The 14,277-nt window shown below is 57.2% G+C and carries 10 protein-coding genes; 2 read left to right on the top strand and 8 right to left on the bottom strand.

Annotated elements, in window-relative coordinates:
• Positions 1–266: 266 nt before the first annotated feature.
• Positions 267–1,655: a glycosyltransferase family 39 protein gene (locus I554_RS0104945; protein WP_024575224.1), complete on the bottom strand. Its 1,389-nt coding sequence runs from the start codon at positions 1,653–1,655 to the stop codon at positions 267–269.
• Between the two features lie 34 nt (positions 1,656–1,689).
• Positions 1,690–3,201, bottom strand: coding sequence for a glycosyltransferase family 39 protein (locus tag I554_RS0104940; RefSeq protein WP_024575223.1), 1,512 nt, complete (start codon positions 3,199–3,201; stop codon positions 1,690–1,692).
• A 193-nt stretch (positions 3,202–3,394) separates the two neighbouring features.
• On the opposite strand from I554_RS0104940, the gene I554_RS0104935 reads away from it, so the two are divergent.
• Positions 3,395–4,885, top strand: coding sequence for a glycosyltransferase family 39 protein (locus I554_RS0104935; RefSeq protein WP_024575222.1), 1,491 nt, complete (start codon positions 3,395–3,397; stop codon positions 4,883–4,885).
• A 29-nt stretch (positions 4,886–4,914) separates the two neighbouring features.
• Here I554_RS0104935 and I554_RS0104930 read toward each other — a convergent pair whose 3' ends face one another.
• From I554_RS0104930 to gmd, 6 genes are all read right to left on the bottom strand, one after another.
• On the bottom strand, positions 4,915–5,883 hold the full coding sequence (locus I554_RS0104930; RefSeq protein ID WP_244432714.1) for a glycosyltransferase family 1 protein: 969 nt from the start codon (positions 5,881–5,883) through the stop codon (positions 4,915–4,917).
• A 332-nt stretch (positions 5,884–6,215) separates the two neighbouring features.
• Entirely contained in the window at positions 6,216–6,995 is a 780-nt protein-coding gene (locus tag I554_RS0104925; RefSeq protein WP_024575220.1) for an ABC transporter ATP-binding protein, read from the bottom strand.
• Positions 6,996–6,998: 3 nt separating this feature from the next.
• Entirely contained in the window at positions 6,999–7,772 is a 774-nt protein-coding gene (locus tag I554_RS0104920; RefSeq protein ID WP_024575219.1) for an ABC transporter permease, read from the bottom strand.
• Between the two features lie 81 nt (positions 7,773–7,853).
• A complete protein-coding gene (locus tag I554_RS0104915) occupies positions 7,854–8,987 on the bottom strand; it encodes a glycosyltransferase (RefSeq protein WP_024575218.1) in 1,134 nt (377 codons plus the stop codon).
• Positions 8,987–10,057, bottom strand: a complete 1,071-nt coding sequence (locus I554_RS0104910; protein ID WP_244432713.1) for a GDP-mannose 4,6-dehydratase — start codon at positions 10,055–10,057, stop codon at positions 8,987–8,989. Before I554_RS0104910 ends, I554_RS0104915 begins: the two co-directional genes overlap by 1 nt.
• Positions 10,058–10,158: 101 nt before the next feature.
• A complete protein-coding gene (gene gmd / locus I554_RS0104905) occupies positions 10,159–11,247 on the bottom strand; it encodes a GDP-mannose 4,6-dehydratase (RefSeq protein ID WP_029659681.1) in 1,089 nt (362 codons plus the stop codon).
• Between the two features lie 420 nt (positions 11,248–11,667).
• On the opposite strand from gmd, the gene I554_RS0104900 reads away from it, so the two are divergent.
• Complete coding sequence (locus tag I554_RS0104900) at positions 11,668–14,205, top strand: glycosyltransferase (RefSeq protein WP_024575215.1); 2,538 nt, start codon at positions 11,668–11,670, stop codon at positions 14,203–14,205.
• Positions 14,206–14,277: the final 72 nt, after the last annotated feature.

Below are 14,277 nucleotides of genomic sequence, written 5' to 3'. Positions count from 1 at the left end.
CCGCAACTCAAGCCGGGCGGGCTCGTTTCAATTGCTGCCGTTTTCGGCTTCTTTTATTGATCGCGAAGTTACAGTTCTTTTTTAGAACTAGTCAAGCGCCATGGCGCGCGATGAGGAAGGCGCCCCTCGTCTTGGAAAACCCGCTAATCTAGGGGAACTTTGGCATTTACTGCGCGGACGCAAAAGCATCCGACCGCGGGCTCGCGAGCCAGATTGGCCAATAATTCAATTTTTGAACTATGGTAGACGACTGGTTGGACGGCCGCTCAACGCCTGTCGAGCCGCATAAGCGACAGGTGGGGTCCCGTGTCAGTTTCCACCGCCAACCGCGCCCCGAGACCAGAATTCAATTGTGCCAAAAGCGGTGCATGTTCGCGCGGAATAATCAGCCATGCGGGCGCGAGAATCGAACCAAGGCCGGCCGGATCAACGCAACGGACCGGCCCCGCCCTCATATAAAAAAGCTGATTGGTCGCAAGACTGGTGCAAAACACGGGAGCGGGATTGGCCCGGATGGCTCGCTCAATGCCCTGCCCCGCGATCCGCGATCCGCCAAATTTGTCAGCGAATAGAGGGACAACCGCATTCGTGAACATCATCTGAAAGACGATGAGCACAGAGACGATTGCCACGGCTATACGCCGCAACCATCCGTATTTCGCTTCTGTCGTTACATCCCAAGCCAACCCGGCAAGCACTGCAATCGCTGGAACGCACGGCATGGCGTAGCGGCTGTTCGAACCCGGCCACAACACCACAACGATCGTACACAAGGCAGCATAGAGCGCGAGCGGCAGCGCCACATGTGGAACAGCCCTGCCGTCGTTTTTTGCGTACCAAAGGAACGGCGCTAGCAGGATGGCTGGCATCAGCTCTACAGTAAGGCTGAAGAAAACGCGCGCGTTCTGGACGATGTAGTTGCCGATGTTCGGAGCTGAGCCTAATCGCGCGTAGCTGATCCAGGTCGCCTCGTCGCCCGGCCGGTAAACTGCGGCTGCCCATGCAACTGTTGCGGTGGCCGGGATCAACAAACTGACCAGGAGCCCGGGAATATCGCGCCATCGGTTCGTTACGGCGAGATAGGCCGAAACGCCGAGTACAAAGTAGCCCACCGGCTGGGGTCCTTTCGCCATGGCGAGGATCGCGAGCAGTAACCCGCATCCGATCCAGCGCCACCAGCCGACGCGGCCGGCCTCAACGCCGTTCCACCAGACAACAAAGGCGGCAAACGAAAACAGCGTCACCAACGTATCCGGCTCGGCGATCGCGAGCTTCTGCAACAGCATCGGGGAAAACATGAACAGTAACGCTGCGAGCAGCGATGCATTCAGGCTGGCGTAGCGCCGCGTCAGCGACTGAACCAGCAGCGCCGTCAGCACCACCGCGATCATCGCAGGCAACCGCGCGGAAAATTCGTTGACCTCGCCCGTGACCTTCGCAACTCCGGCGATCAACCACGGCAGCAGCGACGGCTTCTCGTTCCAGCGAAGTCCATAAACCTCCGGCTGAAGCAGGTTGCCATTGGACAGAATGTCCCGCGCGATCTCGGCGTTCGTCCCTTCCTCCCAGATGAATGAGCGCACAGAGAGATTGGGAAACGCCGCTACCGCCCAGAGGCAGATGATCAGCAGCGGAACAGCCCCTCGCCTGGTCATCAACCAAGACAGTCGGGCGGCCACGGTTCTCATCTCAGCGCGCTGCGCGCGGCGGAACGAGGAGCCCGGTGATCCGCGCCGGGATGCCTGCCGAGCCCCACCATTGCGGCTGCACCACAAAATCAAGACTGATGGCACCCGGCGCTACCGGTGCAACCTGGTGCTTCAGCCAGACTTGGCAGGTTTCCTCATCCGGCAGGCATATCGTCGCCCAGCCTTCTCGCAACGCCGCGTCGGACGGCGTCTGCCAGACGTATTGCTGATTGAAGGGTATGACGTAAGCCGGATGGTCCGGTGAGTAGAAGGCCAGCGCCATCGCGAGCTTGTCACCGCTGACCGTTTTCAACGGTACTGACGATATCTGACGCCAGCGCTTCATCACTTCAGCAGCCGCGGGACTGTAGTAGTTCCGCCCCTCGCTGAACGGATGCCGGTTCCGGTAATAGGCATGAGCAGGTGCAAGCAGAACCACCGCGATCAGCGTGAGCGCAAGCACACCTGCGGCCAGCCTTCGGGTTTCCGTCCGGCTGACGGGAAACCTTGCGGTGCAGACCGCGACCAGTACGAAGGCAAACAGCCCCGGCGAGGCCCAGACCGCGCTGAGCGAATTTCCAAGCATCAGGCTGACCGCAGGCGGGGCAAGGATCGCACCAACGGCCACGAGAAGGATCAGCAACAGACCTGGATCGAGCGGCGCCAGCCCTTTCAGGTAGTCTCCCGCTCTTGTGCGGATCATGACGGCCCAGACAAGCCCTGGCAGCGCCAGGGTAGCTGCGATCCCTAACAGGAAGGTCAGGCCGGACAGGAAGGCACGCCCCGCTGTAAGGCCGCCATGGGTTGCCAACGCGTAGCCGAAGGGACTGGTCCCCGAACCGAGCATCCAGTGAATGTGAGGCGCCAGTAGAAGCAGGCCTGCGACGGCTGAAATCCAGGGCGCCGCCGACGCAAAATAGGCCCGGCGCACGGGATGCCAGATGGCCGCGAAAACGAAGCCGAAGATCAGAAATGCGGAATAGTACTTGCCGAGGATCGCAAGCGCCCCGGCCAGTCCCGCCGCCACGGCCCACCCGGCATGCCTCGTCTCAAAGGACTGCAGGAAGCAATAGATCGCCAGCGGCCAGACCGCGAACAATACCGAGTTCGCATTGAAGCGCTGGGCCTGGAATTGATAGACCGGCAGCAGCAGCAACAGCAGCAGCACGATCGCGCGCTTGTCGCCTCTTGCAAACCGCCGTGTCATCAGGTCGATAATCCAGAGCGCCGCGGCGGAATTCGTCATCGCCAGCAGGTGAAACGACCAATCACGGGCCGGAAAAACCGTCGTCCACGCGTGGGTAACCCAGCCCATCAACGGCGGATGCTTGGCCCCGCCCCAGTCCGGCGTTCGCCCGATCGCCCAGGCCTCGATAACGTCCGGATGCAGATCCGCGTTCAGGTACGCAATACCAAGAAAGACCGTCCACAAAAGGATGAAGAGCGCGAGGAACGCCGGAATTCCCCAGCCCTCATCGACACCGTCGAGCCACGTATCGAGAAACGAGGCCATGGCGGCGTCATCTCACCTGCTGCGGCGGCTTTCAGCCGCGGTCCCTAGCCGTATCTGACTAATCCCAGCAGGGTCAATATGGGGAGGGCTTCCGCGCCGCCTGCGCCCGCAACACCCGACACGCGGCCTCGATTGCTATATTTATCTCTGCAAAGACACGCGAATCTACAAGGCATCGAGGCACATCATCGTCATGCCCAATGAGGATCACTCCAGCCTGCGGCGCGGCCCCGCGCTTGCCGTTCTTGGACTTGCCTTGCTGCTTCCGGTGCTACTCGCTGTCGCCGTGTTTCCAACCGCGATGTACGACACCCGCGAATTGATCGCGTGGGGACGTGAATTTCCGATCGTCACGCCGTTCCATCCGCCGATGATGGTCTGGATTGGCGGGATCGTTGACAAGCTCTTCGGCACATCCGCCGCTGTCATGATCCTGACTGGACAGTTCCTCATCGCGATCGGACTGATTTATGTCTATCGCACGCTCCGGCTGGCCACCACGCGCGACAATGCCCTGCTCTTCACGTTCCTGTACGGCACATCGTCCTATACGATCTTCGCGCCTCTCTCCTTTGCGCTCAACGCCGACATCCTGCAGCTCACATCGTGGCCCGCCGTCGTCTTTCATTTTCTCCGGGCGGCCCAATCCGATCGCATGCGCGACTGGATCGCCTTCGGATTCTGGTCTGCCGTGGCTGCGCTGACAAAGTACAATGCCGTAGTTCTGTTCTTCGGAATGGCAGGCAGCATTCTTTTTTTGCCCTGCTACCGGCAGATATTGAAACGACCCGGCTTTTACGCCGCGATCACAACAGGCATGGCGTTGATCCTACCTCATGTCGTCGCTGTGCTCAGACATAGCGCTGCATTCGAGTATGGGCTCGACCACTTCGATTTTCAGAGTTCGCTCTCGCAACGCCTGACCGGCATCGCCGAACTGTTCGCAGGATATCTCGCCTTCGGAGCACCTGGATATGCGATTGTCGCAATCGGCGTGTGGAAGAGGTTTCTTGAATTCCGCCCCCGGAAATCCGACCAGTCTACTACGTCCCGATTTCTGCTTTTTACCGCGGTGTTCGCCCACGCCGCCCTCATCGTCCTTGTCATGATTACCGGGCTGAGTTTCCTGGCGCGTTTCGCCGCGCCCTACATCATGCTGACATTCCTCGCCGTCGCGCCATTCATGGAATGGAGCCAATCCTGCAAGGGCTGGGTTGAGCGCCGTGTGGTCCCCCTGATCGCGGGGCTTTACCTCGTTGCCGGGATCATAGCGGCTGTCGTGTTTACGGTATTCGCAAGCCACAGCGCGATGCAGGAGCCAACCGCGGAGGCCGCGCGGCTGATCCTCCAGGATTGGGACAGCAAATATACTTGCGGCCCTGCCTATTTCGTCGGCGGCCGACAAGCCACCTACGGCGTCGGGATCGAAGCCAAACGCAACGTGACCGCGCTCGCCTATCGCGAAATCGCCGGAGCAACCTGGTACAATGACGACAAGCTCCGCAAAGGCGGCGCCGTTGTGATGGATACAGATCCTGAGTTCAAGGAACGAATGGCAAAATTCCTGCCCGGGAAAGCCTACTCAGCGGAGCGTGAAATCATCCTTTCGCTCCGGCGCACACGGACTGGAAAACAATTCACCTTCCCTTATCATTTCATCGCACCGCAGGGATGCTCGCGTTAACTCTGGCTGATTGTCGCCGAACCGAGAAATCAGTTCAAAATGCGCCGATAGGCATCGAGAACCAGTCCGGCACTCCGCCGCCAGTCAAACTCTTGCGCGCGAGCAATCCGCTCAGTGCGGCGCGCAGGATCAGCATGATCGGTGCTGTTGAGCGCATTCCTGAGCACGCCGGTCCATCCATCGACATCGAGTGCGCCAACCCGCGAGCCGGTATCTCCTGAGATTTCTTCCATCGCCGTGTCGGCGCTGTACGCGACAGGCGTTCCACACGCCAGCGCTTCGACGACAGGCATTCCGAAACCCTCATAGAGTGACGGCGCGAGCAGCAAGCGCGCGCCCTCGTAGAGATTTCGCAATTGTGGATCGGTCACATCGTGCACGAACCGGACCGATCCATCTCTGACCAGCGTCTCCGTTTGTTCAGGCAGATCGAGATTGCCCCAGCCTCGTCCACCCGCGAGCACAAGCGGACACCGCGCGCGCTCCGACGGAGTCAACCGCGAATAGGCCTGAATCACAGTCCGAATGTTTTTGCGCGGCTCGTGCGTCCCAACAACAAGAAAGAATTGGCCGTACTTAAGACCCAACGCATCAAGTCCCGGCTGGGTTGTTGTTTCACCGAGCGGCGCAAACAACGGGGCCGCGGCCGGCGGCACGACAAGTATCTGCGCCATCGGATAGCCGAACAGGCTGGCAATTTCCCGTCGGCTGAAATCCGAAATGGTCTGCACCAAAGGTGCGCGCTCGATCGTCTGCCGCAGCGGCTCCAGCCACCTCACGCGGTCTCCCGGATGAAATTCCGGATGCCGAAACGTCGAGAGATCATAAATTACCGGCAGAACGGGAATGCCCGGATCGGTCAACGGCCGGAAATTGAAAGCATGAAACAGATCGAGCGACTGGCTGTGGACCGAGGACACGAATTTCTTTCGCCGTGTCTCGCGATAAATCGCCGCGGCTCCGCGCAGACCAGGAATCTGTGCGGCACGGTCGCGCATGCGGCGCCTGACGCGCGCGTATGCGCTCAAGCGCCCATCGGAATCAGTTTGCTTGCGTTGAGCGATCTCCTGGGCGGCTCCAAGATCGAATCTGCGCCAATCCCGCCCCTGGAATCCTGAAAAGCCAACTTCGGGATCCAGCTCCAATGCGCAGCGCACGATATTGAACGTATAGTTCGCAACCCCGGTCATCGGGCCACTCAGGATGCTGGATTCAAAACCGACGAGCATTTCGGAGACTGGTCTCACGCGATCATTGGGGGTTATTCAGCATAGTATCGGCTTCCGTGCGTTTACTGCGTGTCCGTGATTCGGCCGCGATCCATTCACAATCAGTATTCATGGGCGTGATACTGCGCGACAACCTCCTCGACCGGACCGAACGCTCTCACGCTCCCCCTGTCCATCCAGACCCCCTTGTTGCACCACCGGCGACAGACATCCAGATTATGCGACGCAAGCACCAGAACACTCGCCTTCTTGACGAAGGAATCGATGCGATCCCGAGCCTTCGTCATGAAATGAGCGTCGCCCGCTGAAATCCATTCGTCCATCAAAAGGATTTCCGGCTCGTAGCACGTTGCCACCGCAAACGTCAGTCGCAGGATCATACCCGACGAATAGGTTCGCACAGGCATATCGAGATAGTCGCCAAGTTCGGTAAATTCGACGATCTCAGGCAGTATGCGATCAATCTGCTTCGCCGATAGGCCGAGCAAGAGGCCACGAATCCGGATGTTGTCATAACCGCTGAGATCGCTATCGATACCAAGTCCGATATCGAACATCGGCGAAATCCGACCATGGATTTGCACGGTGCCCGCAAACGGCTCGTAGATTCCCGCCATGACCCGCAACAGCGTTGTCTTTCCTGCCCCGTTCGCACCGATCAGGGCGAGCCGGTCGCCCTTGTCCAATGACAGAGATACATCACGCAATGCGTCGATGGTGATCCGGTCGTTCGCATCGCGGGCAATGCGCCCGGCCGAACTGCGTGAGAGGATCGCCTTTTTCAGTGAGCGCGATCCGCCGTGATACACGGGGAACGATACATTCACGTTGTCGAGACGAAGGAGCGTCTGCGGGCCGCCGATATCGTGTGATTGCAACATCGCCTACACCCAGTACGAAATACGAGCGCGGAAGCGAATGAAAAACGCAATCGCGAAAATTGCGTTCAACAGTGTGATAACGGCCACCGCGAGATAATTTACTACCGACGGCATTTGTCCCAGCAATGGTCCGCGCGTAATCTCGATAAGGTGAAAGAACGGGTTGAAATCCATAATGCTGGCATGTTCGCCGAGCAACTCCGGCTTCCACATGATCGGCGTCACGAAGAAAGCGATCTGGATGAAGCTTGCAATAATCTGGGGGATGTCGCGGAAGCGCGCCGACATCATGCCGAGATACATACTTGCAAGCGCACCATTGAGCGTCACCAGCAGAAAGCCTGGAATCGCGTAGAGCGCCACACTACCGGGCCAAATCTGGAAGTAGATGAGGATTCCGAAGTAGATGACAAAATTATGCGCGAAGATGATGACGTTGCTCCACATGAAGCGGAGCACATAGACCGAGTACGGCAAACGGATCTGCTTGATGTAAGATTCCGCCCCCGTGAACAGTGTCCCGGCAGCGGACAGGATTGCGCTGATGTACCCCCAGATCAGCAACCCGACGCAGAGGAATGGCATAAAGTCACGCAGTTCCGTCTTGAATATCTTCGAATAAACCAGTCCCAGAGATATGACCATGATCGCCATGCTTGCGGTGAGCCAAAGCGGCCCAAGCAGCGAACGACGATAGCGCTGCAGGATATCGTTCCAGCCGAGCTTGCCCCAGAGAGCCCACAGAGACAGGCCATCAATGGCGTCCTGCAGCGCCATTTGCGCCTGGTTGCGCATCTGTCTCCGCCCAGCCATCAGCATCGGATATTCACTCGTTCCTGGAACGCCATCAGCCATTGCTCACCGAGTCGATCGGCGCCGTTGCACGGCCTTTTTATAGACGTCTTGCATCCGAGACAAAAACAGCGGCTGGCTGAATTCAGCATAGGCGCGCTCCTTACCCGCGGCGCCCAGTCTGGCGGCGAAATCAGGCTGATCCAGCAACCGGCGGAGCGCTCCCGCGAATTCGACCGGTTGACTGGGTGGAACTGTCAGCCCCTCCTTGCCGTCCCGAGCCACATTCGGCACCGCCGTCGCAAGATCCGTGTTCACAACAGGCTTGCCGGCCGACATCGCTTCCAGTTGAACAATCCCAAAAGCTTCCGCTTCCGTGACCGACGGGAACGCCAGCACTTTGGCGGCATGGATGTATTGCTTCACTTCATGGGGCTCCAGAACGCCCACGAATTTGACCCGGTCAAGGATACCAAGTTCCGCGGCAAGATTGTTGAGCTCGGCCTTGAGCTGCCCCTCTCCAATAATAACCGCGTAGGCATCGACATCCTGCATGGCCCGCAGAAAGACTTCATATCCCTTGTAACTGACAAGCCTGCCGACCGCGACCACAAGTCTCGGATGCTGCTTCTGCAAATTGTCGACGGCTTCGCGCTGCGATGAACTGAGCTCGCCCCAGTACGTCACATCGCATCCATAAGGAACAACGACGCACTTGTCGGCAAAATCCTTCAGGAAGGGAGATTTTTCGACGATGGCCTGATCGGAAACAACAATCACGTCCGCGCGCTTGAGCGAGTTCCGGATGAACGGCGTCAGCAATCGCATCAGCCGAAGACGACCGATCACCTCCGCATGCCAATGAACGATAAGAGCCGGCTCTTTCGGCATCAGCAATATCCCCAGATCCGTCAACGGAAAGGGAGCGTGATGAACGACAATGTCGGAGGCCCTCGCCCGCCTCGCGAATCTGAACGGGAAAGCGGGTGCAAGCGGGGTCGACATCGCCATCCCGATGGATGAGACAGCCTCGACGTCAACACCTTCAAAATTGTATCTGCTTGCGAAGCCGCATTCGCGCGCAACAAGGATTTCCGTCGCAAATCCCGACTGCGATAGTCTTGCCAGCATCGCTATGACAGAGGGAATCCCGCCATAAACGCCCGGAAGATAAACTTTGTAAGCGTGTAAAACCCGCATCAACATTCCACGCTACGGCGGCCGTTATCGGGCTCTCCGCTCAATGGTACGTTGCTCTGAATGGAATCGATCTGCGCCTTGACCATTATGGAAACGAGTTCACGAAAGCCGACTTTTGGCTGCCAGTTCAGCACAGAACGGATCTTGGCGGCGTTTGCGCGCGTATAGTGGCTGTCGACCTTTCGAAGCAAACCTGGATCGACGTTGACATGGTCCGTCCATTTGCGGCCGACCAGGTTGAACGCTTCGTTGCAAAATTCCTCAATCGAATGGTCTTCACCGGTGCCGATAACGTAGTCATCCGCCGCATGATGCTGGACGATCAACCGCATCGCTTCCACATAGTCACCCGCAAAGCCGAAATCGCGCCGAACGCTCAGATCGCCCAACGCAATTTTCCCGTCGCGCAATATCGGCCGACCACGCTCGTCGGTTTCGGGTGTATGGGACAAACCGAGAGAGATCGCAGCCGCCGCATAGGCAATCTTCTGCGACACGAACGAAAGAGGACGCTGCGGGCTTTCGTGGTTGAACAGGATTCCCGTCGACGCGTGAAGACCGTACTGCGTCCGATAGGCCCCAATGATGCGATGGGCATAGAGCTTTGCAGCGCCGTATGGAGATTTCGGAACGCACGGCGTCTGCTCGTTTTGAACACGATCGGCACTGTCTCCAAAAATCTCGGATGACGAAGCCTGGAAGAACCGACAGCCAGGTTTGTGCTTGAGCAGCAGTTCGCAAATCTGCTGAGGCAAAAATGCATTCACCTCGGCCGTCTCCCGCGGCAATCCCCAACTCAAGACCGGCCGGGAGATCGCCGCGAGATTGTAGATCTCGTCAGGCATAACGCCTGCAATCAGCGAGTCGAGAAAGTCGCCGTCCGTAGGATCGCCGACGTGCCAGTACGTTCCACTCAGATGGCTGTTCGGATGTGTCTGACGGCGCGACTGGGCATGAACGATGCACCCCTGCTTCTGGAGCAAATCGATGAGGTAATAACCGTCCTGACCGGATGCCCCGGTCACTAGTACTTTTCTTCTCAACGGCATCCCCATATTCCAGACCGACATATAGCGGCAGCAACCTCAATCAAAACATAAGAAAATCTTCCGACCCAAGAAGTTCTTCTTTGAGAGATCTGCGCATGGAGCAGCGGCTGGCGATGCATTTCCTATTCGTTATAATTAAAATGTTTAAAGCCATGCTGCTTCACGAGCTCATCTCGCTGAGCAACCTTCAAATCTTCTCTCATCATCTCCGTCACTAATTCGACGAAGGATGTCTTTGGTGACCATCCGAGTTGGCGGTACGCCTTTGCAGGATCTCCCAACAACGTCTCCACCTCAGCGGGCCGAAAGTAACGCGGATCGACTTCAACGATACATCGTCCGGTGGACGTATCGTATCCTTTTTCGTCGACGCCCTCTCCTTCCCAGCGGACCGTGATGCCAACCTCCTTCGCCGCGATTTCGAGGAACTCACGAACTGAATGCTGCTCGCCCGTTGCTATGACGTAATCCTCCGGCACGTCTTGTTGCAACATCAGCCACTGCATCTCCACATAATCACGCGCATGCCCCCAATCTCGAAGGGCGTTCAGGTTTCCTAGATAAACCTTCTCCTGAAGACCGAGTTTGATACGCGCCAGCGCGCGCGTGATTTTCCGCGTAACGAATGTTTCGCCGCGGATTGGCGATTCGTGATTGAACAGAATGCCGTTGCACGCAAACAACCCGTAGGCCTCGCGATAATTCACCGTAATCCAGTAAGCATACAACTTTGCGACCGCATAGGGCGACCGTGGATAGAAGGGTGTGCTTTCTTTCTGCGGGATTTCCTGAACAAGCCCATACAGTTCTGAGGTCGACGCCTGATAAAACCGCGTCTTCTTCTCAAGCCCGAGAATGCGGATCGCCTCCAGAATGCGAAGCGGGCCTAGAGCATCGGAATTCGCTGTGTATTCCGGCTCCTCGAAAGATACCGCAACGTGGCTCTGCGCTGCGAGATTGTAGATCTCGTCGGGCTGAACCTCCTGAACGATACGAATGAGGCTTGATGAGTCGGTCAGGTCACCATGATGGAGGGTCAGGTCGTAACCCTTGTCGTGCGGATCATGGTATAGATGATCAATACGATCAGTGTTGAAGAGCGACGTGCGCCGCTTGATACCGTGCACCGAATAACCCTTGGATAACAGCAGCTCCGCAAGGTAGGCCCCGTCCTGGCCGGTAACGCCGGTTATTAGTGCCGTCTTTTTCATCAAGTTCGACTTTCACTCAGTTCAACACGTTCATCACACTTCCAAATGGGTAAAACCCATTGAAAACGCTAACAATTTTAGAAGCCCCTAAGGCTACCCCAAACGACTCCCCCTGTATAAACAATCTCCCCGCGAAGATCAGTACTTTTGCGCGTTTACGGTTGAGTGGGCAATGCGTCCGTCCGGCACCGCTCATAGCCAGAAAATAGAGAATTCTTCTCGAATCAAACGGCATTCCGCAAATCGCGCTGAAAGAGCACCTTGCGGTCCGGCTGCGCGGGCCAGCTCATTAAATTCATGGGTTTCAAACCGTCACAATATGAAGAATTTCCCGGACGGAGGGAGGTTTAATTCAACCCCGCTTTCGCCTATTCAAGAGTTCAAGGAAGCTTCGTAAAGACGATTACGTTTTGGGGAAAAATGTCCATTCGCGGTTCTGAAGCGGAGCGTCTGCGGCGCCAGATCGAGGAAATGGAAGCTGCTTCGCGCCAGCTTCGCATCAAGATCGAAGAAGCTGAAGATCGCGCCACCGTAGCAAGACTCTGGGAGCAACTCGCTCATACGTACTACGCAGAGAACCTGCGTCTCAAAAGCAGCCTGTCCTGGAAGATCACGAGCCCCCTGCGCTTCCTGAACACCACCCTGCGCCGGATCAAACGAAAGGCGTCGAACGTCCGCATTCAACTCCGTCCGTCGCAAGCAGCTCCGGTTGCAGCTGTCCTCCCTACCCCGGAGCTGAACATCACGTTTGATGTAATTGGCCATACAATAGGCAATTACAGCCTTTCAGAGGTCAACCGGGCGATCTATCGCAGCTTGAGCGACCATAGCCGTGCCGCCGCTCGCTTGATCACCGTTGGACAATTCAACGGGGTATTTTCCGCACAACCATCCGAACAGAAAATTCCACAGGGTACACAGCGCGTCGCCATCGTGCAGCACTACCCTCTGTTCGTCCCGAAAGAAGAATACGACCTCAAGGCACTGTTGATCTTTTGGGAAGAAGGCCTGTTTCCGGATGAGATGGTTCAGGCGATTAACGCAGGATATGACGCCGTTCTCGCGCCGACGAAAACGGTTGAAAAGGCCTTGATCGATTCGGGCGTCAGGTTGCCAGTCCGCGTCGTACAGCATCCTTCAAAATTTGACCGTTTCCGGAAAATTGCCGAACGAAAGGCCGCTGGATCCGTCGACAATTTCAAACTGGAAGTTGTCTTTCTCCACGTCTCTTCATGCTTCCCGCGTAAAGGTGTCGATATTCTTATTGACGCCTACACAAAGGAATTTGATTCAACCGATCCGGTTCGGCTGGTGATCAAGGGGTTTCCAAATCCTCACAACGAGGTGGAAAACATCCTGTCGGAGCGAGCCCAGACACCGGTGCGGGACGCACCAATCACGTTCATCAACACCGATCTCAGCGAAGACGAACTGCTCGCGCTTTACGGGCAAGCCGACGTGGTCGTGCTTCCTACCCGCGGAGAAGGCTTGAACCTGCCGGCTGCGGAAGCTCTGGCTGGGGGGCTGCGGCTCATCGTAACGGGACACGGCGGCCACATGGATTTCATCAACGAAGCCAACGCCAGCCTGATCGACTATCGTTTTTCCCAATCGGAAAGCCACCTGGCAACCAACGGATCAACATGGATCGAACCAAATACAGCAGACTTGCGGCGAAAACTGCGTGAAGCGTTCAACGAAATCAGGAATCGACGGAAAACTGGCAACGGCCACGAGGCCGACAAATGGGCAACGGTTTCGCCCTGGTTCGATCCCTCATCATTTTCAAGCCGACTGGAGACCATAGCAAGCCAGCTTCTTGGTTACGAAGCTCATTCTGAAACAAGGATCGCGTGGATTTCAACCTTTGATGTTCAATGCGGCATTGCCGAATATTCCCGGCATCTCGTCAAGGCGCTTGGCGAGCATACCGACAAGATCACGATTATCTGCGATGAACGGTCGGCCCCTGGCAAAACCAGGAACGGCGAGCCTGTCATTCCAGCCTGGAAGCTGGGCGACCTCGGAGCGGCGAAAGGGATCATCGATCAGATCGCGGTGTCCGGCGCCAATACCGTCGTATTCCAGTGGCATCCAGCCTTCGTTCCGATGGCCGTAGTCGAGAAAATCTTTGCAGATCCGGCGCTGAAAAACCTGCGGCGGGTCGTGACGCTGCATAACGTGAAGCACATCGCGCATTCCGGGGGGACTTATCTTCAGGACGCCTCAAGCATCCTGAAGTCGGCCGATCGCGTTCTGGTTCATACTATATACGATCTGAACCTGCTGAAGGCCGCGGGCCTGACCGAGAATGTCACGCTGTTTCCTCAAGGCGTGGAACTCCTGGAGGGCATCGAGCCCAGGGCCATGCGAAGCAAGCTCGAGAAGCCACTGATCGGGAGCTATGGATTTTTCTTTCCTCACAAGGGAACGAGCCTGCTTATCGAGGCAATGCCGGAGATTCTAAACGTCTGGCCAGACGCAATTCTTCGCCTTGTCATGGCGGAGTATCCGGACCCGGTCTCGGCCCAGGAAATCGAGCGGTGCCGAAAAATTGCGAAGAATCTTGGAATCGCGGCATCGATCGAATGGCATACGGAGTTTCAGCCTCAGGAAACATCGGTCCGGCTCCTGGCCGACTGCGATATCGTCGTGCTGCCGTACCAGGAGACAACAGAAGCATCGAGCGCAGCCGCTCGCACCGCCCTTTCGAGCAGACGCCCCGTTGTAGTGACGCCTGTGCGGATTTTCGAAGATCTGGGTAACGCAGTCCATCGGCTTCGCGGCAACGATGCAGCAAGCATCGCTGACGGGGTGATCGATTTCCTTCAAAATCCGGCATCGCGAATGAAAGTGATCAACGCGTCCGATACGTGGCTGCGGGATCATTCATGGTCGACGCTTGCGCGAAGAATGCACGGAATGATGGTTGGCCTGCTCAATAACGAACGTCACTGACAGGCGACTCGCGCCGCTGGTCTGATTGCCAGGCATTCGGCTGGGCCGCCGGATCCTCCATATATCCCCGCC

This window comes from Afipia sp. OHSU_II-C1 (assembly GCF_000497575.1).
In the GTDB taxonomy this organism is placed as follows: domain Bacteria; phylum Pseudomonadota; class Alphaproteobacteria; order Rhizobiales; family Xanthobacteraceae; genus Afipia.
This window is presented reverse-complemented; position numbering and strand designations above follow the sequence as displayed.

Bases quoted from the DNA above. Each gene is read 5' to 3' on its own strand.
- I554_RS0104940 (WP_024575223.1), bottom strand. From the start codon at position 3,201: ATGGCCTCGTTTCTCGATACGTGGCTCGACGGTGTCGATGAGGGCTGG.
- I554_RS0104935 (WP_024575222.1), top strand. From the start codon at position 3,395: ATGCCCAATGAGGATCACTCCAGCCTGCGGCGCGGCCCCGCGCTTGCC.
- I554_RS0104945 (WP_024575224.1), bottom strand. From the start codon at position 1,655: ATGACCAGGCGAGGGGCTGTTCCGCTGCTGATCATCTGCCTCTGGGCG.
- I554_RS0104915 (WP_024575218.1), bottom strand. From the start codon at position 8,987: ATGCGGGTTTTACACGCTTACAAAGTTTATCTTCCGGGCGTTTATGGC.
- I554_RS0104930 (WP_244432714.1), bottom strand. From the start codon at position 5,883: ATGCGCGACCGTGCCGCACAGATTCCTGGTCTGCGCGGAGCCGCGGCG.
- gmd (WP_029659681.1), bottom strand. From the start codon at position 11,247: ATGAAAAAGACGGCACTAATAACCGGCGTTACCGGCCAGGACGGGGCC.
- I554_RS0104910 (WP_244432713.1), bottom strand. From the start codon at position 10,057: ATGTCGGTCTGGAATATGGGGATGCCGTTGAGAAGAAAAGTACTAGTG.
- I554_RS0104920 (WP_024575219.1), bottom strand. From the start codon at position 7,772: ATGGCGCTGCAGGACGCCATTGATGGCCTGTCTCTGTGGGCTCTCTGG.
- I554_RS0104900 (WP_024575215.1), top strand. From the start codon at position 11,668: ATGTCCATTCGCGGTTCTGAAGCGGAGCGTCTGCGGCGCCAGATCGAG.
- I554_RS0104925 (WP_024575220.1), bottom strand. From the start codon at position 6,995: ATGTTGCAATCACACGATATCGGCGGCCCGCAGACGCTCCTTCGTCTC.